The organism is Aporhodopirellula sallentina SM41 (assembly GCF_000346505.1).
In the GTDB taxonomy this organism is placed as follows: domain Bacteria; phylum Planctomycetota; class Planctomycetia; order Pirellulales; family Pirellulaceae; genus Rhodopirellula; species Rhodopirellula sallentina.
Map to the genome: position 1 here is coordinate 15,652 of NZ_ANOH01000115.1, position 18,800 is coordinate 34,451.

An 18,800-nucleotide genomic window follows, 5' to 3' on the forward strand; every position below is an offset into this window, starting at 1 on the left:
TCGAATGACCTGCCTTAGCGGAGTTTGGGAGCGAGACGTAGCATCTCGAGCATCGCGTCGGCGGCCTCGTGCCCTTTGTTTCCCACGCTGCCGCCGCTGCGTTGGATCGCTTGTTCGAGCGTGTTGCATGTCAACAGCCCGAATCCGATCGGACGACCGCTGGCGATGGATTGATTCATCAGCGAGGCGCTGACGGCACGGTTGATGTGTTCGTCGTGGGTGGTTTCGCCGCGAATCACGCACCCCAGAGCAATCGCTCCCACCACGTCGGCGTGTTGAAACGTCTGCTCGACCGCCCAGCACAACTCCCACGCACCGGGTACGCGGATGATCCAGTGGCGGTCCGACGCGATGCCGGCGTTCGTCAACGACTCTACCGCGGCGCCGAGCATGGAATCGCAAATCGCGGGGTTGTAGCGGCTGACGACGACCGCAATGCGCCCCGGGGGCAGCGGTCCGGACATTCCGTCGATGGTGGAGGACACGGTTGGGGATCTCTTTAAAAGAAACAGGGGAGGAAGCAATTCTGCCGCAATTGAACAGGAATTGCCGCGTCGAAACTATCCCCTGTCTCCACTATCCGCTGTCTCGTCGTTGCTTTGCCGAGGCAGCCATGACGCTAGGCGAGGGCTTCTCTGCTGTCTCACCCAGGTCCGTGCCGTTTCTCGCGATCCTCCCCGGTTGGCTCCGGTGGCAACGCCGGGATCGAAATTATCGTGTTGCCGATTTGATGCTGCTCAGCCCGCCATCGACCGCGATATCCTGGCCGGTGATCCAGGTTTGTTCGGGGGAGAGCAACCACGCGATCAACGAGGCGACATCAGACGGTTCGCCGAGACGTCCAAGCGGGTGCATACCGCGGCTGGCTTCGGCCGACCGTTCGTTTTGCCAAACGCGGCCGGTCATTTCGGTTTTGACCAAACCGGGAGCCACTGTGTTGATGCGAACGCCACCGGCGGCGTAGGTTGCCGCGGCCGCACGAGCCATTGCGGCGACGCCCGCCTTGGCCGCCGCGATCGCCTCGTGGCTGGTCAAACCGATCGCCGCTCCGCCGCTGGACATCAAGACGATCGAGCCGCCGCCGGCTTTCTTCAGTTTCGGAGCGACGGTTCGGATCAATCCGAACGCGGTGATCAGGTTTTGGTCGATGACGCTCTGCAGGTCTTCCTTGCTCGTCAGGTGAGCAGGTTTGAGCAGGATAGAACCGGCGAGGTTCACCGCTCCGTCGAGCGTGCCGAAATCCTCCAACGCTTGATCGGTGACTTCGGCGAGCCGGTCCCAATCGGTCGCGTCACAGACCGCGCGGGGTTGTTTGAGTTCGTCGGCGAGAGCAGCGAGTTTGGCTTCGTCGCGTCCGACCATCATCACGCGGTCACCCGACGCAACGAGTTGACGACAAAGGGTCGTGCCGATTCCGCCGGATGCCCCGACGATGAGGTGGAATGCCATGGATGATCACGCGTTGTGGATGGGGATGAATGGCCGATATGAAAACCGTCATTGCGCCATGTCGGGCAACAGGGCCGCCCTACCGACGATCCGGCGTCTGAGGTTTTCTAGAAGCCTGTCAATCTTCCCGTGCAGCGCCGGCGGTGATGTTTGCGCGATTGTGTCGATTCAATCGTCTGTTCGGCTTTCGACAAGCACACACGGTTGTGCCGCGGGTGGACGCGAATGTGGTCTGCCTGTGCGGTGATGCCGATGATTAAGAGGCACCTCCCAAATGCCCTTGAGACCCTGAGTTTGAATATGTCGAAGAAAGACACGTATCGCGTCGTCGCCCGTGGCGGTGATGGTTCATTGCAAATCCGCGATTACCCAACGATCGATCCGCTGATGGACAGCCACGAGCAGATCGGCATCGACGATTGCAGCACCGATTTGGCTCTGCGCGGTATGCCCGTCTTTCGTGGTTTGATCGGTCCGATGCCCGAAGGCAAGAACATCGTCCGCTACGAAACGCCTGAAGTTTTCGAGATGCTGACCAAAGAATGGGGCATTACCAAACCGAAGAAACGTCGTCGCCGGGCACGAACCGTGGACGCGGATGCTCAAGCCGAAACCGTCGCATCGTAGGCTGATGACTCGCCGTTAAATGCACGCGGACGGCGGTTCCGATCGAAGGTCGTTTGGTATTTGCGTATTGTGAATACTGAGCGGCGGGCAGGTAGCGATCCTTACAAAAAACGGGGCGAAAGGGTATTCTCCTTCGTCGTACTGACTGATGTCGCCCTGTTTCCTCGCTCGCCCAGTTGATCGACTATGAATTGGCTCTTCGAACCCGCGCGGATGCAGTTTTGTGAGGCGACGCTCGACGGGCCGATCGCTCACCCGGCGGATACCTGGACGAATATCGGTCCGGTCATTGCCGGGATCGTGATTCTTTTGCACGCCAAACGCCCGCTCGCAAAGTTGCTCGGCGGGGCGGCATTGTGGACCGGAATCGCGTCGGGCTACTTTCACGCGAGCAACACGATCCTCGGTGAAACGTTGGATCTCAGCGGGATGTTCATGTTCATCCTCGCCATCGCGGCGCTCCAGCAGCAACGGGCGCGGCCCAATCATCCAGGCAGTTCGATGCTGATGGGATTGGTGGTCCTCGGCACCTTAATCCTGACCGTTCTCTCGTCGATCTCGACGGCGTTTGCCAGCCCCATGTTCGCGGCGATCGTGGTGGTCGTGGTGATTCGCGGTCTCTACGACCAAAAGCTAACGCCATGGGCCTATGCGATGGTGGTCACGTTCCTGGTCGCATGGGGATTCTGGTGGCTCGACTTTTTGCACATCGTTTGCAACCCCAATAACCATATCCTCACCCTGCACGGGATGTGGCATCTGCTCAACGGACTCGTCTTCTGGCTCGCCTATCGGCACTATGAGTTGACCATGCGGGATCCACCTGCGGGTGAAGTGGCAGACTCTGCGCCGGAGAATGTCACCCCCTAGTCGATTCGCCTAGGGAATCCGAATACAACTTTCGGGTTTGCAACGCGTTTGCGAGAACAATACGACCTCACCGATGTCCGCATTGCCGAATTCTTCCACGGAACAATCTGATGGCTGAGAAAAAAATAGTGATCGTTGGCGGTGGTTTTGCCGGAATCAACGCGGCAAAGAAGCTCGGTCGAGCCCAAGACTGTTCGGTCACCATCATCGATCGCCGCAACCATCACCTCTTTCAACCGTTGCTCTACCAAGTGGCGATGGCGGGTTTGGATCCGTCGGATATCGCATCGCCGATTCGATCGATGTTGAACCGCTACGACAATATTTCGACGTTGCTCGGAACGGTCGAAAGTGTCGATGTCGATTGCCAAGTTTTGCAAACCGAAGTCGGAGTGATCCCCTACGACTATCTCATCGTCGCGTGTGGAGCGACGCATGACTACTTCGGACGGGATGAGTGGGAAGACTTCGCACCGGGCCTCAAAACGATCCCTCAGGCGACCGAGATTCGCCGCCGCGTCTTGATGGCGTTCGAATCCGCCGAACGGACCAATGACCTGGACGAGCAGAAACGATTCATGACGTTTGTGTTGGTTGGGGGCGGACCGACGGGAGTCGAGTTGGCCGGCGCGATCGCCGAGATGGCTCGCAATACCCTCAAACGTGACTTCAAGACGATCGATGCGAGTCACGCCAAGGTGATCTTGGTGCAGAGCGGTGATCGGATCCTGAAACAGTTTCCTGACCCTCTTTCGAAGTACAGCAAAGAGGCCTTGGAGAGTCTCGGTGTCGAAGTTCGTCTAGGTGATCGCGTGACGGATATCAACGGCGAGGGCGTGCGTGTCGGCGAGCAGTTTGTTCATGCCCGAACGGTGATTTGGGCGGCGGGCGTGAAAGCCAATCCGATCGGCAAGACGCTCGGTGCCGAGACGGACCGGGCGGGGCGTGTCGTGGTGCAGCCGGATCTGTCGATCGACGGACACCCCGAGGTTTTTGTGATCGGCGACCTCGCCGCGGCGAAAGACAAAGCCGGCAACCCACTGCCCGGTTTGGCACCGGTGGCTATCCAGCAAGGTCATTACGTGGGGAAATTGATCCGTGCCGAGGTTGCCGGGAAAATTACGCCGACGTCGCGCCGTCCGTTCCACTATCTCGACAAGGGGCAGGTGGCGACAATCGGACGACGACGAGCCGTGATGCAAAGCGGGCGGATGCGTCTCAAAGGCACCATCGCGTGGCTGGGATGGCTGTTGATTCACATCCTTTATCTCAACGGATTTCGAAACCGATTCTTTGTGTTTCTGTCGTGGGCATGGTCTTACGTGACGTTCGCCCGCGGTGCCCGGTTGATCGTCGCTAAGGCGTGGAAGAACAGCGGTACCGAGTAGTGATCGCGAGCCCGCCGTGCTCTCTTTCGAACGCTTTCAAAAGTGATGTGGCCGATGTCGCCCAACTTCGGCGCCCTGAATTTCGGTGAATCCAGCTACAAGGCTCTCGTTTTCCGACGCGGTTTGATTTTTGTTTAGACCGAAGTGGATCTTGTTAAAGATCCTGCTGCATGAGGATCTTCAACAAGATCCACTACCCGAAAATGAGCTGAGCCGCACTACCGATATCCCGTTGTCCGTTCAGAGGATCGCAAGCGTTACGCGGCGTCGCCTACCCAACTGCGGATGACGTTAGCGGCGACCTCGGGATTGCCTTCGACCAGATCAACCAGTTCGTTCTTGAGTGAGCCGCCGGTGATTTCCATCTGTTCATGCTTGCCTTCCTCTTCTTCGACCGGGGCCGGTGGTGCGGGCAGTTCGAGTCCGAAGCCTTCGGAGAACCCGGCCGGATCGGTGTCGCCGCCCATGGATTTCATTGCTCCGCGGGCGACGAGCAATGCGGTCGCGGCGAGCAGCAACATGGCAATCGATTGCCACGAATCAGCCAGCCAAGTCAGTGCGGCTTGGCCGGTGCCTGACGAAGCGACTTGGCGTTCGGGTAGATCCGGGTAGTCCCAAACTTCGACGAGCGGGAAGCGGTCTTCTCCGGCGGAGACTTCCGGCAACAGCGGCGTGACCGCGGATTGGATCGCGAGTTTGGTGGAGTCGCGTAGTTTCTGTAGCGCGTCGTCGCTCAACGCCTCGACGTCTTCGGGCGATTTGTCCGGGTTGTCTTGAAGGAAATTGTGGAGGTGAACTTGGCGGTAGTAGCTCATCGGCAAACCGATCGAGACGCGAATGCGTTTGACCGTCAGTGCCGCGGTGCGTGTGGTCTCGTACTCTTGACCGGCGACCCGGTTGCTCGACGTTTGGTCTTCTTTGGTTTTGGTCGTTTGCGTCGTCGCTTCGATCTTGATCGGGCGATTACTCAACGCGTTGGCCTGCGTTCCTGGCACGCCGCCTGGCATCGGGCGTGAGGATTCGTTTTCGAATTTGCGGCGGGATTCCGAGAGCGTTGTCGGCTGAGCGTCGAACTTCAGGCTCGCCTTTTCGCTGCCCATCGTGGGATCGATGTCGGCGAACGTTTTGACATGGATTTGACCGTATCCGGCGAGTTGAGCGCGGATCTTCTGTTCGTAGTAGGATTCCTCTTCACGGCGTTTCTTGGACAGCGGGTCATCGTTCTCCGAGTCGCCGGGCATGACCGACGCGTTGGTATCGGTGACCTGCACGTCGTCGATTGACATGCCTGCGAACGATGCACGGATCATCTCTTTGATCATTTGAATCCGTGCCCGAGACAACGGATCGACGCCTTCGGGTTGGACGACGACACTCGCCGATTGTTTTCGGCCGCGCGACAGCCCCATGCGCTCGCCGCGGTCGTACGTCACGCTCGCAGTGCGGACGTCGGGGAACTTTGCGATGTAGTCACTGAGGTCGCGTTCTTTGGCGTGGCTGACGCGAGCGAGTCTTTGTTCGCTCGATTCGAAAGGTGTCGATGAGTCGATGGCGGCTTGGATATGCGAACGCAGCGACATCGGCAACGCGGCCGACGCGTCAAGAGCGGCGAGGAAGTCGCTGCGCTGTTCGGTTGGGATTTCCATCCGACGGCCATCGCGCCTCCATCCGGTCAAACCGGCCGCACCGAAAGCCAGTTCGGCGGCGTCGAGGTCTTTTTCGTCGAGCAGTTTGCCGCCAAGCAGGTATTCCGTTTTGGGCGAACTCGACCCTCGCACCAAAAATCCCAAGGCGATCACGATCACCGTAACCAGCAACCCCGCGATGATTCGCGAAGGTACCGGCATCGCCAGGAAGACGTTGCGAAATTGGTCGATCAGGTTTTGAAGCATGGGGTCTTCGCGTTAGGACTTTCGTCGATAGGGGCTTGGATACTTATCCGAGGACTCAACCGTCGGCCGGCACTGTGGTTGCGGTTGCGATTGGGACAACCGGGGCTAACGCCTGTTGGCTCATTGAGTCGCGAGCTATGAATGGGTGAGGTTGTCGGATAGGTCGTTCATTTGGGATCGCGGTAGGCGAGTTAGATTTGGATCTGTTGGACTTCGCGGTAGGCGTCCATCAACTTGTTGCGAATTTGCATGAGCATTCGGAACGCCAGGTCCGCTTTCTGCACCGCCGTCAAAACTTCGGCTTCGTTCACGTCGCCGCCGGTCAGCAATGAGTTCATCATCGCGTCCGCACCGGTTTGCATCGAGTTGACGCCTTTGACCTGATCAACCAGCAGGCCGGTTAGTCCGCCGCCGGTGTCCGAGGTCGGCGTGGGATGACCGTCCGGTGAAAGGTTCGCTGGCGACAGTTCCAGCGAGAACCCAGGCGACTTCGCATCGCCATACGATCCCGGCATCGTGCCCGGTTGCGGCTGCGCGTAGGACGGCAGCGGCGGTGGAGCGATCGGCGGTAATCGTATCGGACCGGACATTCAGTTACGCCAAGATGGCAAGGCGTTGACGGCTCATGTCTTTGCTGATTTCGATCACACCAATGTTGGCTTCGTAGGCGCGCGTTGTTTCCATCGCATCGACCATCTGTGTGGTCAGGTCGATGTTGGGATAGGCGACGTATCCTTCCCACTCGCCTTCTTTGATGGCCAGTGGGTGTTCGGGTTGGTAACGATAGAGCGGTTCGGATTGGTCGACGAGGACGTCCGACACTTTCACGCCCGCCGCTTCGCCGCTTCCTGCCGACTCGTCGGTTTGGAAGACGACTTGGCGTGCTTTGTAGGGGCTCGGGTTGCCGTTCTCGTCGACCAAGGACGAGATGTTGGCGATGTTGCCCGAGATGGTGTTCAGACGCGTCCGCTGAGCGACAAGCGCGGAGGTGCTGATATCAAGGGAACTCATCATGATTAAGCCCTTTCGGTAATGGCGGCGCGGAGCAGGTCGAACTGGTTTCGCATCGTCGAGATGGCGAGGTTATGGAGGTGTTTGTTCTTTGAGATCTTGTTGACTTGTTCTTCGAGGGAAACGTCACTGCCGTCGTGGTAGACGATCGATTCCATCGCCGAACGTGGGCCGCTCCATCGGTCGTCTCGTGTCACGGCTTCGGTGGGGCCGACGTGTTCGATTCGTGGGTCTTTGGCCTGCGACCCGACTCCGGACGCCGAGGCTGCTTCGGCCGACAGGATCGGATGCCCGAGCATGCCCGGGAGAACGCCCGGCCAGTCAGTGAGCGGTGGGCTGCTGTTTTCGATCTCGCCGTTCGCCGGATGGGGCTCTCGGATCGAACGAGCCAACTCTGTTTGAAATTCGTCAACGTCAAGGTCGCGGCTGCGGTAATCGGGCGTGCTCAAGTTGGCAATATTGCCAGCGAGTAACTCGTGGCGACGTTCGGTGAATGCGATCGTCTGTTCGAGTGCGCCGATGGTGGTCGCAGCCAACGGGTTGAACATCTCAGGCGGCTCGCCGTTGGGCTTGATGGTATACCGGCAACTTCGCGGTGACGGCACATCCGCCTTGCGGGCAGTTTTGCCAGGTCAGTTCCGCGGCCATTGCGGCGGCGATCATCGGCAGTTTGCAGGCACGTTGGTCGACGTCGCATCCGGTGTCGGCGATTTCGATCTCGACGCCCGTCGGTGTCTCGCAGGCAGTGATGGTGAGTTCTCCACCCTCGTGCATTTCGCCGATCGCTTGACGCACGAGGCTGTCGATCAACTGGCTCAACGAAGACGAATCCACCGGCAAGCGAAGGCTCAGGTCGATGTCGACTTCGAGGTGAATCGGAGCGGGATGTTTCATCAAAAGCTGAGAAGCAACCGATTCGACTACAATTGCTAAAGGATGGTTGGCTTCGTTGCCGATCAAACGATGTGACATGGTAGGATTCCGTTTCCTCAGGGTTCCCCGGCGAAAAAGGCCGAAGAAGGTTCTGGCGGGTTGCGAGCATCCGCTGGGCGGATCTCGATGAGCCCACATTTCAACGCGTCCGTACGTTGCATCTTGGCTGTTAGCGTTTTTCTCGCTGCCACCGCAAGACCGGTTTTGAAACAACGCGTCGTAATCTGCATGTCCGATGACTAGTCAATTGCCCAAACGATGTTCTCGTCGACAATGGGGGCAACGATCGGCCAACGCGATCGCGGTCGGTGCGTTGTCCGGAACAATGGCAACTCTGACGGGGATCGGTTGTTCCTCGAAGCCGTCTCCGCCTCAACGTGTTGATGAACGTGGGCTCAATGGAGTTGGGCTTAATGGAGGCGGGCAGAGATACCGTGTCGGCGGTCCTTCCATGAACCCGACGTTGTGGGATCAGTCGGACGAGTTGGTGTGTGTTCATTGTGAGTTGCCGACGCGAGTCGATCGTCAGATTTTGACGGCCGCTTTGCATGGCCGGGTTGAGCACGTTTTGCCGGCGAGTTCGACGGTTTGTTGGCACTGTGGTACGCAGTGGGATGTCGAATATCTGAGCACGATGCTCGCGAAGGAGGCGATCCCGCCGGACACGCTCGACGTGGAGGAAGTCGATCTCGAGAAAGTGCAATGTGGCGATCTCGTTTTGATTAATCCCCACGCGGAGCCCGCAACGGCACAGGTCAAACGGGTGTTGGCACGACCGGGCCAGTCCGTGTCTTATGACTCGTCGGGGCGTTTGCTCGTCGACGGCGATCGGGCTCAGGCGGGCTGGCGATCTGACGTGACGCTGCCCACGGTACCGGTCGACGTCGATCTTCACCGGGAGGAAACTCGTTGGTCGGTGGCGTCTGAAAAAGGGGGCAGTGACCATCTTGCACGCGTGCGGGATGCGGATCGGTCCTGGGTGATGACGTCTGTCGAAGGATTGCTGATATACGAGCATCGGAACGTTTATCGGGGCGATCGGCCGGTGCGTGTGCTCGATGATTACCCGGGCAACCTGGGGATTGATCGCCGATTGTTTCCCGCCGGCCGGTTGTCGACGAGCTTTGTGCTGACCGCGGAGGTAGCGGCCTCCGGGGGCAATGAACTCGTCGCGAGGAATGAATCCGAACCGTTGGAGGTGGATGTATCCACCGGGTTTTGGACGGACGAAGGTATCCAGGTCCAACACGGAACAACGCGTTTGATTCCGGGTGAAGAAGTCCAGGTTCACCGGCGATGGGACGGAGCCGTCACCGGGACAACCACCGGGGCTGGTGTTGCCGACGGGGACGCGATGCGACGTCGTTTTCAGCCGCATCTTTCGGCAACCCGGCCGATCGGCGCTTTTTTGGCGCGGCGTTTGCGTTTCGAGCGGTCAGGATCCACTGCGAGTTCGGCGAGCACGGCTGCGAGCCCAAAGAACTCCCACGTGATCTTGCGAATTCGTGATTTGAGAGTTCAACGCGATGTGGAGTATCGGGAGGCAACAAACCCCCGCAACACCCCATCTATCGCGACCCGGTTCCCGCTTGCAGATGCCACATGGCAGTTGGGTGCGGACGAATGGTTCGTCGTCGGAGACAACGTGCCGCTCTCGATCGATAGCCGCCATTGGGGGGCTGTACATTCGGCCGAAATTGCCGGTGTCGTGAAGCCAGCTCGCTAAGTGTGCTCAAACGTCGCGTTTTGGCGTTTATGGCAGATAAGTTGGCCACAATGCCGCACTTTTGTCGATTGATCTAGCGTTACATTGATCTTCCCTCGTTGCTAATATGTTCTTAACGTGAAATTCACAGTGTTCCGTTTAACCGATTTCCCGCGACCAATGCGAATGTGAAGCGAGCAAAGGGCTGCAGATGACCACCGGATTGTCCATGACCGATTTCGAACTCGCTATCGCAGTGATTGTGATCACGGTCTTGACTTTCCTTGCGTACCGGCTCGGTCATCGATGGACCCTGACGTCGCAGTGGGCGGAGACCGGTGTTTTAGCGGCTTCGGTCGGGATGGCGTTTTTACTCGCGTGGAGCTATTTCGGGCGATTGGTCTGGGCAGAGGCGATCACGTCGAGTTCGGTGCTCTACTGGTCCAACGTGACCCCGATCGCGTTGGGGTTCACGAGCGGGTTGGTGGGGCATACGCGGAGCATGAGGCGTGCACTGCGACCGTTGGTGACCGTATGCCTGATGGGATTGGCCATCGGTTATGTGGTGACCCCGATCGCGCGTCCGGTGTTGTTCCCGTTGACGCTCAACGCCGTCCCGAATTGGAGAAATGGTGTCTGCATGCAGTCTCATGGTGCGAGTTGTGCACCGGCGGCAGCGGTCACGTTGCTGAAACATTTCGGCGTGGATGCGAGCGAGGTCTCGATGGCCGACGCGTGTTTGAGCAGCACCTTGGGGACTGCTCCCTTGGGTTTGTACCGGGGCCTCAAAACGATAGCCGATGAGCACGGCCTCGAGGCCCGCGTGGCTTCGCGTGACCCGTCGACATGGATCGACGCAGGTCAGTTGCCCAACGTCGCCCTGGTGAGTTTCGAGTCGTTTCCTGGTCAACCGATGGGGAACCGTTTTCTCGGTAGCCGTTTCTCCGGACATGTGATCACGGTGCTCGGCCGAACCGATGGCGGTCGATGGTTGATCGGTGATCCGGCCGTTGGCAAAGTTTCTTGGTCCGATGACGAACTGCGGACCCGCATCACCGGCGAAGCGATCTATCTCGAGAAACAGCAGTAGCGAGCGACTGCGGCCGGGGCGTGTCCGACCGGCAGATAGGAACACGCGAGTCAGTCATTCGCGGCGAGCGATATGGGCTTACCCGAAACAAACCGGCTTGTTGACTTAGTCAAAAACCAAAGGTTCAAGGATAGGGTACCCGTCCGACGCGTAACGGTTTGTCGATTTAATCAAGAGTCGTTTAACCGGTAGCCGTAGGCGACGCTTGACGGAACACAACCTACCCTTCGGGCACGGGTTAAACGAAAATTGAACGGTATTGCCGTTAAACGAATAAATCAACAGCCCGGCAAGCGAGTGGATCGCCTGTGATCCCTTGCTTGGGCTGCGGGCTAGTAAATCATTATCCTGAGACGGGACAGGCACTCGTTTAAGAGCATTTTGAAATCGGACGTGTCCGCTCCCTCTAGCTGAATTAGCCAGGATTCAGGCCACCGAAGTCTGCCGACATCGGCGACGTCATTTCTAAAGATGCTCTACGATTTCACGAGCGAACTGTCGATCGCCCGGCGCAGTTCACCGCAGAATTCACCAACGATCTTTGCCGCAGCCTGTGTCGGATCGGCACCGGATTGTTTTGCCTGCTCGGATGCTTCGGCGATCCTCCGAACGATCGCCGATCCGACGATCAAACCGTCGGAAATCGGAGCTAGTTGGGCGGCCGTTTCCGGGCTGCTGATACCGAACCCGATGCAGACCGGGAGGTCCGTTTGTTCTCTCAACCAAGAGACGTTGTCGATGATGTCGGCCGGCAAGGCGGAACGTTCGCCGGTGATTCCGGTGACCGAAACGTAGTACAGGAAACCGGTCGTCAGTTTCGCGATTCGGCGTTGGCGTTCGCGGGTGGTGGTCGGTGTGATCAGTTGAATCAAATCAAATTCCGCTTCCCGGCAAACTTTGCTCAACGGTTCGGCTTCTTCGACGAGCAGATCGGGAACGATCGCCCCGCAATATCCCGCGGCTTTCGCGAGTTCGACATACCTCGCCATTCCGGTTCGATAGATGATCGAATAGCTGACCATCGTGACGCGTGGCATGCTGACCGGGGTGGGGGCCGCCTGAGAGAGAGTCTCGCCTAGCTCAAAGATTTCTTTCAATCGAAATCCCGCATCGAGGGCTCGCTGATAGGAGGCCTGAATCACGGGGCCGTCGGCGATCGGGTCGCTGTAGGGGACACCAATTTCACAAAGGTCAGCGCCGGCGTCCTGGGCCGCGCGGATGACCGCAGCGGTGGTCGCGATGTCGGGATCGCCCGCGGTGACGAACGGCATCAACGCTTTGCGATTGTTCTTGGCGAGCGTTTGGAAGAGATTTTTTAGTTCCGACATGCCGTCAACTCAGGCGTGGTGAAATGGCGTGGGTGTCAATCATCGGCGGCAGATACAAAACTTCTTCGGACGCCGGGTCGATCACGGACCGGGGCTAACCGGGAACCGAGCCTAACGGGGAGTCGGGCCTAACAGGGCGCCGGGCTATCGTGGAACCGAGGCTAATGTGGATCCAGGCTATCTGGGAAATCGACCAGAAAACGCTACAGGTTTTCTCGCGAGACCGAAAATCCGCCGAACGGAATGATACCGTAGATGCCTTCGGTGAACACCTGATTGACGAAGTTATTGAACACCTGAATCGGCCGTTCGGGCACGATGACGACGTCGCCGTCTCGAAGCCAGATTTCATCGGCAGGCGTTGGACGCTTGCCGCGAATCGCTCCGTTGAGATCGAGCATCGTCGAGATCAATCGCCAATCCTCGGCCCGGCGGAAGATCACGACTTGCCGGAGATTACCGCCCGGAAGATGCCCGCCGGCCGCGGCGATCGCCCCCAGGACGGTGGTCGGTGCGGTGAGTTCCTGCCGCCCAGGCTGGCCGACTTGACCGAGCACATAGACAAAGTGCGGCGCCTGCTGCGTCAGGATCGGTTCCACCTCCAACCCGACAACAACCTCCGCGTATCGAAGGTTGATCTCACGTTTGAGCTGTTCGAGTGTGAACCCCTGAACGTTCACGCCGCCGATGCCGGGCAACCGGATGTGGCCGTCGGGCATGACCGTGACCGTGATCGCTTGTGCGGTGAAACCACCGAGTCCGCCAACCGCGGCTCGGATGTCTTCGGCGAGCGTGTTGGTCCGAACCGGCGTCACGTCGATCGCGGGATCATCATAGAACGCTTCGTATTCACGTTCGAGCAGCGTCCGCAATCCTTCCACGGTCAATCCCGCGGCTTGGATTTGTCCCAACAAGCGAACCGTGATGGTGCCATCGGGTTGAATCAACAAACCGTTCTGCAGCGTTCCTCGGTCGAGGTCTTCGTCGGCGATCGATTCGATGGAGACTTCGTCGCCGGGCATCAGGCGATACTGCCCGTTGTCTTGTCGCCGGGTCACGAGATAGACGATTTGGATTTCATCGCCCGGCCGGATGTGATACTTCGCCAGGTGCTGCATCCGTGACGGTCCCGCATAGCCACCGGGGCCGTACGCATCGAACCGCATTGGACGCATGTCTTGCCACCGAGCCTCGCTGCCGCACGCGGTCGCGCAGTCGACACCCATCATGCACTTGGGGCATCCGTATCCGTTGGGACCCGCGACCATGGCTGTGCCGCAGGCCGTGCAACCTCCCGGCATCGCAGCGGAGCCGTATGCGAACGATCCACCATGCGACGATGGGTATACCGGCATGGGGTGGACCTGCGCGACCGCAACCCGGCTCGCCAGCAGAACAACACCTGCCATGGCGAATAGGATCAGTCGTTGTGGTCGGTAGCGATGCGTGGTGATCATGACGGGACGTTGCTGAGAATGAACGGGCATGGAAAAGGCGGTGGGACGTTAGCCGTTACCACCATTTCTTCAGGCCGGGCAATAGGCGTGAACTGATTCGGCCATCGCGTTGATCGGTTTCGTTGGGAGCCGACAGGCGTTCGTCGTGCGACCCGTTGGGAATTCCTTGTTCGGCCGCATGCGGCTGGCCGGAACCGTTGGTTCGATAGGCAGCTGGTGTGGCGTTGATTTGCGATTGAGCCGGCTGCTCGGGCGTCGATGGCGATCGGAAGGAAGCCGTGACCGCTTGAAAGAACGACTTCGCTGAGGGCGCCTTGGGGCTCGATGTCGTTGCCGACGCGTTGTGGTATCTCATCTCCGTCGCAGGCGGATCGGCAGAGGTCGCCGGTTGAGGCGTCTGCGCGACCGTGTGTGACCGTGGGGAACCCGGGATAACACTGTGAGAGATCGACGCAAACTGTTCCGGTGAAACCGTTGTGATCTCCGGTGCACGCTTTGGTTGATATTGAGGCATCGCTGCTCGAGTCGCAGCGAGTATCGACGATCCGTACTGCGATGACGGTTGGCCGCCTTGGGTTGAGGTGCGGCGCGATGTGGTGTTCAAGGCCGCGAGCCGGGCTGCGTTGGTCGGGTTGGGTTGCAATGTCAAGGAATGCCCGAGCGCCCAACGGGCTTCGTCGACCAGTCCCACGTCGGCCAGGTGATGTCCGAGTTTTGCGACGAGATCCGCGTTGTCGCTTTGGCCCTGCACCGCGGCACGACGCAGGCAAATCGCCGTCGGTCCGGGCAACTGAGTCGATTCATTCCGGCCGAGACGGATCGCGGCGAGCAGGTCCATGGTCTGGGCCGCGAGCAGACTCTGCCCCGCGATCACGCTGAACTGGGTTCGTGCGTAGTCGAGATAGCGATCCACGGCTTCGTTCGCCGTCGGCAGGTCCGCCGAGTGATGTGAGGCCGACGAAGATTGTCCGAGTCGTGCGAGTGCTTCGGCGGAATAACGGGCGGTCATCGGCGGCAACGTTTCCCGGACGACCGGCGTCTGGTGGGCACGGGCTAGACGAGCGATCGCTTGCTGGCTGCCGTGAGCGAACGGGCCGACGAAGTCTTGTGCTTCTCGGATGGCGCACCGGCCTCGTTGCAATCGGTCAACGCTACTCGGTTGGTTTTTTGCGTTATCTCGGACAGCGTTGACCGATCGTTGGCTCGCCGAAACCGACGCGAGGTCGATCGCCTGGGCTGCTTTTTCGAGCGCCTGCCATGCGGACGTTTCTGCCGATGCGTAGGCGGCACAGTCGTATTCCAAGCTCGCTTGTCGGAACAGTTTTGCCGCCTCGTCGATTTGCGACTGAGCGGTTTGAGACGCGAGGTAAACCGCGGAACCGGTCGGTCGTGGCGGTGGCGTTGCCGCGACAAAACGAGAACGTTGCTGCGCCGCACTCGCCAAAGAAGCCGTCGTTCCGGCTAGATTCGGTGGCGCCGTGCTGGGAAGGCTTTCATCGAAAGACGCCGACCCTGCCGCCGGCAGTCGTGACGGACGCAGGTTCGTGCGTGCGGCGGTGCGGGGTTGAGATTGCGCGGCGCGGGGTTGAGATTGCGCGGCGGCACGAGGTTGAGATTGTGCGATACTCGGTGGCTGCAACGTTGTCGTTGAAAGAGACGGTGCCATCGTCGGCGAACCGGTTGTGTTGTGAGACACTGCTGGGGACGCACCGGCGGAATCGGTGGCGAACGACTGAGGCGTGAAGGCGTTCCAGTCCGGACCGACATGAACGGGACGAGCGTGACCGATCGTCGAAGCGGCCGGACCGTCAGACTCGACTCGCGTGTTCAAACTCGCAGCGGCAGACACATTGATATTGCCCAGCGAGTTCGCATTGCCCTGCAAAGTTTGGCTGTCGCGAACCTGTGGCATCTGAAGACGTGCCTGGGCAACTGGCGTGGTTGCTGGCAAGTTGGCTGCAGGATAAGAGTTGGCGGTTGGGAAAGTCGTGCCTGCGGGAAAAGACTGGGCGGCTGCGTATCCGCGATCGCGGTCGTCTCGCGCAGACGCATTGCCGTAGGCCGCCTGTTCGTACGTGTGCTGGGGCACGAACGGGTTGGTCTGTTGTGCCGATACCGATGAAGGTGTCAACGCGCAGCCCGACGCACCGATCAAGGTTGCCGACAACAACAGCCTTTTTACGCGGCGGCGTTCAACAACGGTTTGCGGTGACTGATTCATTGCGTGGCTCATTCGGGGCACGAGGCATCGACGGTGATCCGTTCTCTCGTGTCATCGGAACGCTACCGCGATGAGATGTGATGATTCTGTTGGTCGGTGGGGCCGAATGATCATTCCACGTCGAACAACCGGAAGAACCGTCACAGATTACCAACGTAAACGGATGCATATTTCGCGTGGGGGGTGCGTTTCGTGTTGTAGAGTTGAACGATCTCGATTTTCACCACCCGTTGTTTTTCATTCATGTCTGCATCAACCCCGTCGCCCGGCCCCGCTCAGAACCGAAACGGTGACCGTTTCCATGCCAGGAACACCGCCAATTTGACGGCGGAGTTGTTGGTGTTGCACGAGGACGACGTGATCCGGCACCCGTGCCAAATGGCCGATATCAGTGTCGGCGGGTGCGCGGTGCGAGTCTCGCTCGATCGCCCCGAAGAGATCACCGTTGCGGTTTTGCGAATGCAGGATACGTCAGGCGAAGTCGATATCGAGGTGGCCGGTCGGTTGTGTTGGAATCAACAGACCTCCGTCGGCAGCAATACGTTCGGTTTCCAGTTTCGCCGGTTGATGGATCCAAACCTGATTGACCATATGGTGTCGGCAGGTTTGGTGACGCGTCGACAAGAGACACGCATTCAATTAGGAACTCCGATCCAAGTTCGACGTGCTCACGGGAAGCCCGTCCTGAGTCAGGCAACGCTCGAAGACTTCTCAACGACCGGCGTGCGAATTCACGCCGACAAAGAACTCGACGTTGCCGAACGACTTCTGCTGACGACCTCTTCCGGAGCGAGCGGCAGTGTGTCGGTGAAATGGATCAAACCGTGTGGCGACCAATTCGAATGCGGGTGCATCTTTCAGAACCTCAACTCGGCCCGCGCGATCAACGACGCATTGGCTTCGTAGAATCGCATCGACGCCGTTCGTTCCGTGCTGATGCTGCATCGGTTCGGATCAAATCACCCGGTCGATGTCGCGCAGCGTCAACCTCATGCGACAATCCGGCATACGGCGATCCGGATGAGATCAGTTTCGGCGTTTGGATTTGGCCATCATGTAGCCCGCGTATTCCACCACGGTGATCCGGCCGTCGCCGTCAAAGTCCGCGGCGGCGGGACTGATCAGCATCTTGCTCCACTCTGTCGCCGATAGGGCGAGGTCGCCATTTTCGTCGTACTTCGAAACGATTCTTTTTGCGTACGCCATCAATTTGTCGCTCGGCGGTTCGCTCGGCATTTCCAGTTTGGGTGCCGGTGGGGCGTTTGACGCAGCGCCGCTCGAAGACGCGCTCGACGACGAGTCGGCAGATGACGAGCGGGATGCGGTGGATGCGAGTGTGTCGGATTGCGGCGCGATGCCTCGCCGTGTGTCGCTCGCGGTGTAGCCTTGGTTCACGCCGGATTGCACTTCCGATGCCGTGATCACTCCGTCTTGGTTTTGGTCCCACCGGTAGTATTCCGCGACGAGTGAATCGTTCCATTCGGAGGTGTATTCGCTCATGGAGACTTGTCCGTCACCGTTGAGGTCGCGTTCGGTGTAGAACCGTGGCATGCCTTCGGGCGTGCCTGCCGGGTAGACGCGGTAGGAACGTCGACCTTCGAAATCCTCCACGATCGGGTCGCGGCCGTCATCGTCTTGGCGTCGATCGTCGCGTCCGCTGTCACGGTTGCTTTCTTTGTTTTCGCGTTCGACGGCTTCTCGGGTCGCGAGTTCCGATTCGGAGAGTTTTCCGTTTCCGTTGCGGTCGAAGTCCATTGGCGTGCCCCAGAAACGGCCGCGGCCGAGTTCTTCCTTGCTGAGTTGTCCGTCCCGGTCGCGGTCGTATCGCCGCAGCATCTCGCGAGCTTCGGCCAAGTCGGCTTCGGACGGAGGTACCGCCATGATTTCGGCCGCCGGTCCGAATCCGAGCAGAGGCATGTAGACACTCTCCTCGCCAAAACCAGGCACGAGCGGTTCGACCTCGGTCGGGTCTTCGTTGCCGTTCGACGAACCGCGTCGATCGTCTCGGCCACCACGACTCTCGTCGTCGCGATCACGTCCTCCTCGCATTTTTTCAAACGCGCTGGAGACCTTTTTGATCGAGATCGGTTGTCCCGGTTTGATGCTCGAGTCCATGGATTGCATACGTTGGATCAAGAAACTCGCAGGACCCTGTTGTTCGTCAGGATCGATCTGGCCGTTGCCGTTGCGGTCTAGCCGGGTCAAGAAACTGCTCGGATCGCCGCCACCCCGTCCGCCACGGTCTCCGCCACCCGGTCCGCCGCCGCGTCCACCAAATCCGCCGCCGGGAGGTCCGCCACCAAATCCTCCTCCTCCGAATCCGCCGCGTCCTCCCCGATCTCCTCCCCGGTCACCACCTCGATCACCGCCCCGGTCGCCACCTCTGTCTCCTCCTCGGTCGCCACCCCTGTCTCGGCCTCCCCGTTGGGCGGCAACTTCGCCAGCAATCATCCCCGTCAAAAAGAGGGCCATCATGCAGGTGGAAAGGCGTGGTAGTGAGTTCGAAAATGTCGTCAACATGTTCGTTTTACGGCGAAAAGCGTGAAAAGAGCTGAGAAAGCGGGTCGGAGCTGCGGTCGTTACCGCAGCCCGTTCGCGTTGAAACCCCGGCCGGGGAGGCTGGGTTTCGCGGGGATTGGTGCATTTATTGTATCCACGCTTTGGGATTTCTTCGAGAAAAACGGCTTCTCGAGAAAATCTCGCGATCGGAATTACCACCGAACCGAGGTTTCTCTTTCCCTGTCAAAACCGCTATCCTGCCGTCTCTGCGTCCATCGCGGCCCTGAAGCGTCGCCGGTGTACGTTTGAATTCTCTCACTCGTTTACCCC

The 18,800-nt window shown here is 59.3% G+C and carries 17 protein-coding genes; 6 read left to right on the forward strand and 11 right to left on the reverse strand.

The annotated features are described in order from the left end of the window. Positions 1-14: 14 nt before the first annotated feature. Together ribH and RSSM_RS06960 are read right to left on the reverse strand one after the other, a co-directional pair. On the reverse strand, positions 15-464 hold the full coding sequence (gene ribH / locus RSSM_RS06955) for a 6,7-dimethyl-8-ribityllumazine synthase (RefSeq protein WP_044301555.1): 450 nt from the start codon (positions 462-464) through the stop codon (positions 15-17). 247 nt (positions 465-711) lie between these two features. Next, complete coding sequence (locus RSSM_RS06960; protein WP_008675971.1) at positions 712-1,449, reverse strand: SDR family NAD(P)-dependent oxidoreductase; 738 nt, start codon at positions 1,447-1,449, stop codon at positions 712-714. Positions 1,450-1,749: 300 nt separating this feature from the next. Here RSSM_RS06960 and RSSM_RS06965 point away from each other — a divergent pair, with 300 nt between their 5' ends. From RSSM_RS06965 to RSSM_RS06975, 3 genes are all read left to right on the forward strand, one after another. Continuing rightward, the gene (locus RSSM_RS06965; protein ID WP_008675973.1) at positions 1,750-2,076 is read left to right on the forward strand and encodes a hypothetical protein; all 327 of its coding nucleotides are present in this window, start codon (positions 1,750-1,752) and stop codon (positions 2,074-2,076) included. A gap of 186 nt (positions 2,077-2,262) precedes the next feature. Further along, the gene (locus RSSM_RS06970; RefSeq protein ID WP_008675975.1) at positions 2,263-2,946 is read left to right on the forward strand and encodes a ceramidase domain-containing protein; all 684 of its coding nucleotides are present in this window, start codon (positions 2,263-2,265) and stop codon (positions 2,944-2,946) included. A gap of 110 nt (positions 2,947-3,056) precedes the next feature. Beyond that, the gene (locus tag RSSM_RS06975; protein WP_008675978.1) at positions 3,057-4,334 is read left to right on the forward strand and encodes an NAD(P)/FAD-dependent oxidoreductase; all 1,278 of its coding nucleotides are present in this window, start codon (positions 3,057-3,059) and stop codon (positions 4,332-4,334) included. A gap of 257 nt (positions 4,335-4,591) precedes the next feature. On the opposite strand, the gene RSSM_RS06980 is transcribed toward RSSM_RS06975, so the two are convergent. From RSSM_RS06980 to RSSM_RS07000, 5 genes are all read right to left on the reverse strand, one after another. After that, positions 4,592-6,226, reverse strand: coding sequence for a flagellar M-ring protein FliF C-terminal domain-containing protein (locus RSSM_RS06980; RefSeq protein WP_008675980.1), 1,635 nt, complete (start codon positions 6,224-6,226; stop codon positions 4,592-4,594). Positions 6,227-6,417: 191 nt separating this feature from the next. Beyond that, the gene (fliE, locus tag RSSM_RS06985) at positions 6,418-6,816 is read right to left on the reverse strand and encodes a flagellar hook-basal body complex protein FliE (protein ID WP_008675982.1); all 399 of its coding nucleotides are present in this window, start codon (positions 6,814-6,816) and stop codon (positions 6,418-6,420) included. 4 nt (positions 6,817-6,820) lie between these two features. After that, entirely contained in the window at positions 6,821-7,240 is a 420-nt protein-coding gene (gene flgC / locus RSSM_RS06990) for a flagellar basal body rod protein FlgC (protein ID WP_008675983.1), read from the reverse strand. A 2-nt stretch (positions 7,241-7,242) separates the two neighbouring features. Beyond that, positions 7,243-7,785 (reverse strand): flagellar basal body rod protein FlgB, encoded by a 543-nt coding sequence (locus tag RSSM_RS06995; protein WP_008675986.1) that lies wholly within the window; start codon positions 7,783-7,785, stop codon positions 7,243-7,245. A gap of 1 nt (position 7,786) precedes the next feature. After that, complete coding sequence (locus tag RSSM_RS07000; RefSeq protein WP_008675988.1) at positions 7,787-8,209, reverse strand: ATP-binding protein; 423 nt, start codon at positions 8,207-8,209, stop codon at positions 7,787-7,789. A gap of 196 nt (positions 8,210-8,405) precedes the next feature. Here RSSM_RS07000 and RSSM_RS07005 point away from each other — a divergent pair, with 196 nt between their 5' ends. Further along, positions 8,406-9,896, forward strand: coding sequence for a S26 family signal peptidase (locus RSSM_RS07005; RefSeq protein WP_044301543.1), 1,491 nt, complete (start codon positions 8,406-8,408; stop codon positions 9,894-9,896). Positions 9,897-10,104: 208 nt separating this feature from the next. Further along, the gene (locus tag RSSM_RS07010; RefSeq protein ID WP_236620998.1) at positions 10,105-10,965 is read left to right on the forward strand and encodes a peptidase C39; all 861 of its coding nucleotides are present in this window, start codon (positions 10,105-10,107) and stop codon (positions 10,963-10,965) included. Positions 10,966-11,441: 476 nt separating this feature from the next. Here the strand turns inward: RSSM_RS07010 and trpA are convergent, their stop codons facing one another. The 3 genes from trpA to RSSM_RS07025 all read right to left on the reverse strand — a co-directional run bounded on the left by trpA (position 11,442) and on the right by RSSM_RS07025 (position 15,971). Beyond that, the gene (gene trpA, locus RSSM_RS07015; protein WP_008675996.1) at positions 11,442-12,293 is read right to left on the reverse strand and encodes a tryptophan synthase subunit alpha; all 852 of its coding nucleotides are present in this window, start codon (positions 12,291-12,293) and stop codon (positions 11,442-11,444) included. A 203-nt stretch (positions 12,294-12,496) separates the two neighbouring features. After that, positions 12,497-13,780: a polysaccharide biosynthesis/export family protein gene (locus RSSM_RS07020; RefSeq protein ID WP_008675998.1), complete on the reverse strand. Its 1,284-nt coding sequence runs from the start codon at positions 13,778-13,780 to the stop codon at positions 12,497-12,499. A 25-nt stretch (positions 13,781-13,805) separates the two neighbouring features. Continuing rightward, the gene (locus RSSM_RS07025; protein ID WP_236620999.1) at positions 13,806-15,971 is read right to left on the reverse strand and encodes a hypothetical protein; all 2,166 of its coding nucleotides are present in this window, start codon (positions 15,969-15,971) and stop codon (positions 13,806-13,808) included. A 243-nt stretch (positions 15,972-16,214) separates the two neighbouring features. On the opposite strand from RSSM_RS07025, the gene RSSM_RS07030 reads away from it, so the two are divergent. Beyond that, on the forward strand, positions 16,215-16,877 hold the full coding sequence (locus RSSM_RS07030; protein ID WP_008676001.1) for a PilZ domain-containing protein: 663 nt from the start codon (positions 16,215-16,217) through the stop codon (positions 16,875-16,877). Positions 16,878-16,997: 120 nt separating this feature from the next. Here the strand turns inward: RSSM_RS07030 and RSSM_RS07035 are convergent, their stop codons facing one another. Next, the gene (locus RSSM_RS07035; protein ID WP_044301559.1) at positions 16,998-18,491 is read right to left on the reverse strand and encodes an EF-hand domain-containing protein; all 1,494 of its coding nucleotides are present in this window, start codon (positions 18,489-18,491) and stop codon (positions 16,998-17,000) included. Positions 18,492-18,800 lie beyond the last annotated feature (309 nt).

Excerpts from the sequence above, each read along its gene's own strand:
- ribH (WP_044301555.1), bottom strand. The coding sequence starts at position 464 with ATGTCCGGACCGCTGCCCCCGGGGCGCATTGCGGTCGTCGTCAGCCGC.
- RSSM_RS06960 (WP_008675971.1), bottom strand. The coding sequence starts at position 1,449 with ATGGCATTCCACCTCATCGTCGGGGCATCCGGCGGAATCGGCACGACC.
- RSSM_RS06965 (WP_008675973.1), top strand. The coding sequence starts at position 1,750 with ATGTCGAAGAAAGACACGTATCGCGTCGTCGCCCGTGGCGGTGATGGT.
- RSSM_RS06970 (WP_008675975.1), top strand. The coding sequence starts at position 2,263 with ATGAATTGGCTCTTCGAACCCGCGCGGATGCAGTTTTGTGAGGCGACG.
- RSSM_RS06975 (WP_008675978.1), top strand. The coding sequence starts at position 3,057 with ATGGCTGAGAAAAAAATAGTGATCGTTGGCGGTGGTTTTGCCGGAATC.
- RSSM_RS06980 (WP_008675980.1), bottom strand. The coding sequence starts at position 6,226 with ATGCTTCAAAACCTGATCGACCAATTTCGCAACGTCTTCCTGGCGATG.
- fliE (WP_008675982.1), bottom strand. The coding sequence starts at position 6,816 with ATGTCCGGTCCGATACGATTACCGCCGATCGCTCCACCGCCGCTGCCG.
- flgC (WP_008675983.1), bottom strand. The coding sequence starts at position 7,240 with ATGATGAGTTCCCTTGATATCAGCACCTCCGCGCTTGTCGCTCAGCGG.
- RSSM_RS06995 (WP_008675986.1), bottom strand. The coding sequence starts at position 7,785 with ATGTTCAACCCGTTGGCTGCGACCACCATCGGCGCACTCGAACAGACG.
- RSSM_RS07000 (WP_008675988.1), bottom strand. The coding sequence starts at position 8,209 with ATGTCACATCGTTTGATCGGCAACGAAGCCAACCATCCTTTAGCAATT.
- RSSM_RS07005 (WP_044301543.1), top strand. The coding sequence starts at position 8,406 with ATGACTAGTCAATTGCCCAAACGATGTTCTCGTCGACAATGGGGGCAA.
- RSSM_RS07010 (WP_236620998.1), top strand. The coding sequence starts at position 10,105 with ATGACCGATTTCGAACTCGCTATCGCAGTGATTGTGATCACGGTCTTG.
- trpA (WP_008675996.1), bottom strand. The coding sequence starts at position 12,293 with ATGTCGGAACTAAAAAATCTCTTCCAAACGCTCGCCAAGAACAATCGC.
- RSSM_RS07020 (WP_008675998.1), bottom strand. The coding sequence starts at position 13,780 with ATGCCCGTTCATTCTCAGCAACGTCCCGTCATGATCACCACGCATCGC.
- RSSM_RS07025 (WP_236620999.1), bottom strand. The coding sequence starts at position 15,971 with ATGAATCAGTCACCGCAAACCGTTGTTGAACGCCGCCGCGTAAAAAGG.
- RSSM_RS07030 (WP_008676001.1), top strand. The coding sequence starts at position 16,215 with ATGTCTGCATCAACCCCGTCGCCCGGCCCCGCTCAGAACCGAAACGGT.
- RSSM_RS07035 (WP_044301559.1), bottom strand. The coding sequence starts at position 18,491 with ATGTTGACGACATTTTCGAACTCACTACCACGCCTTTCCACCTGCATG.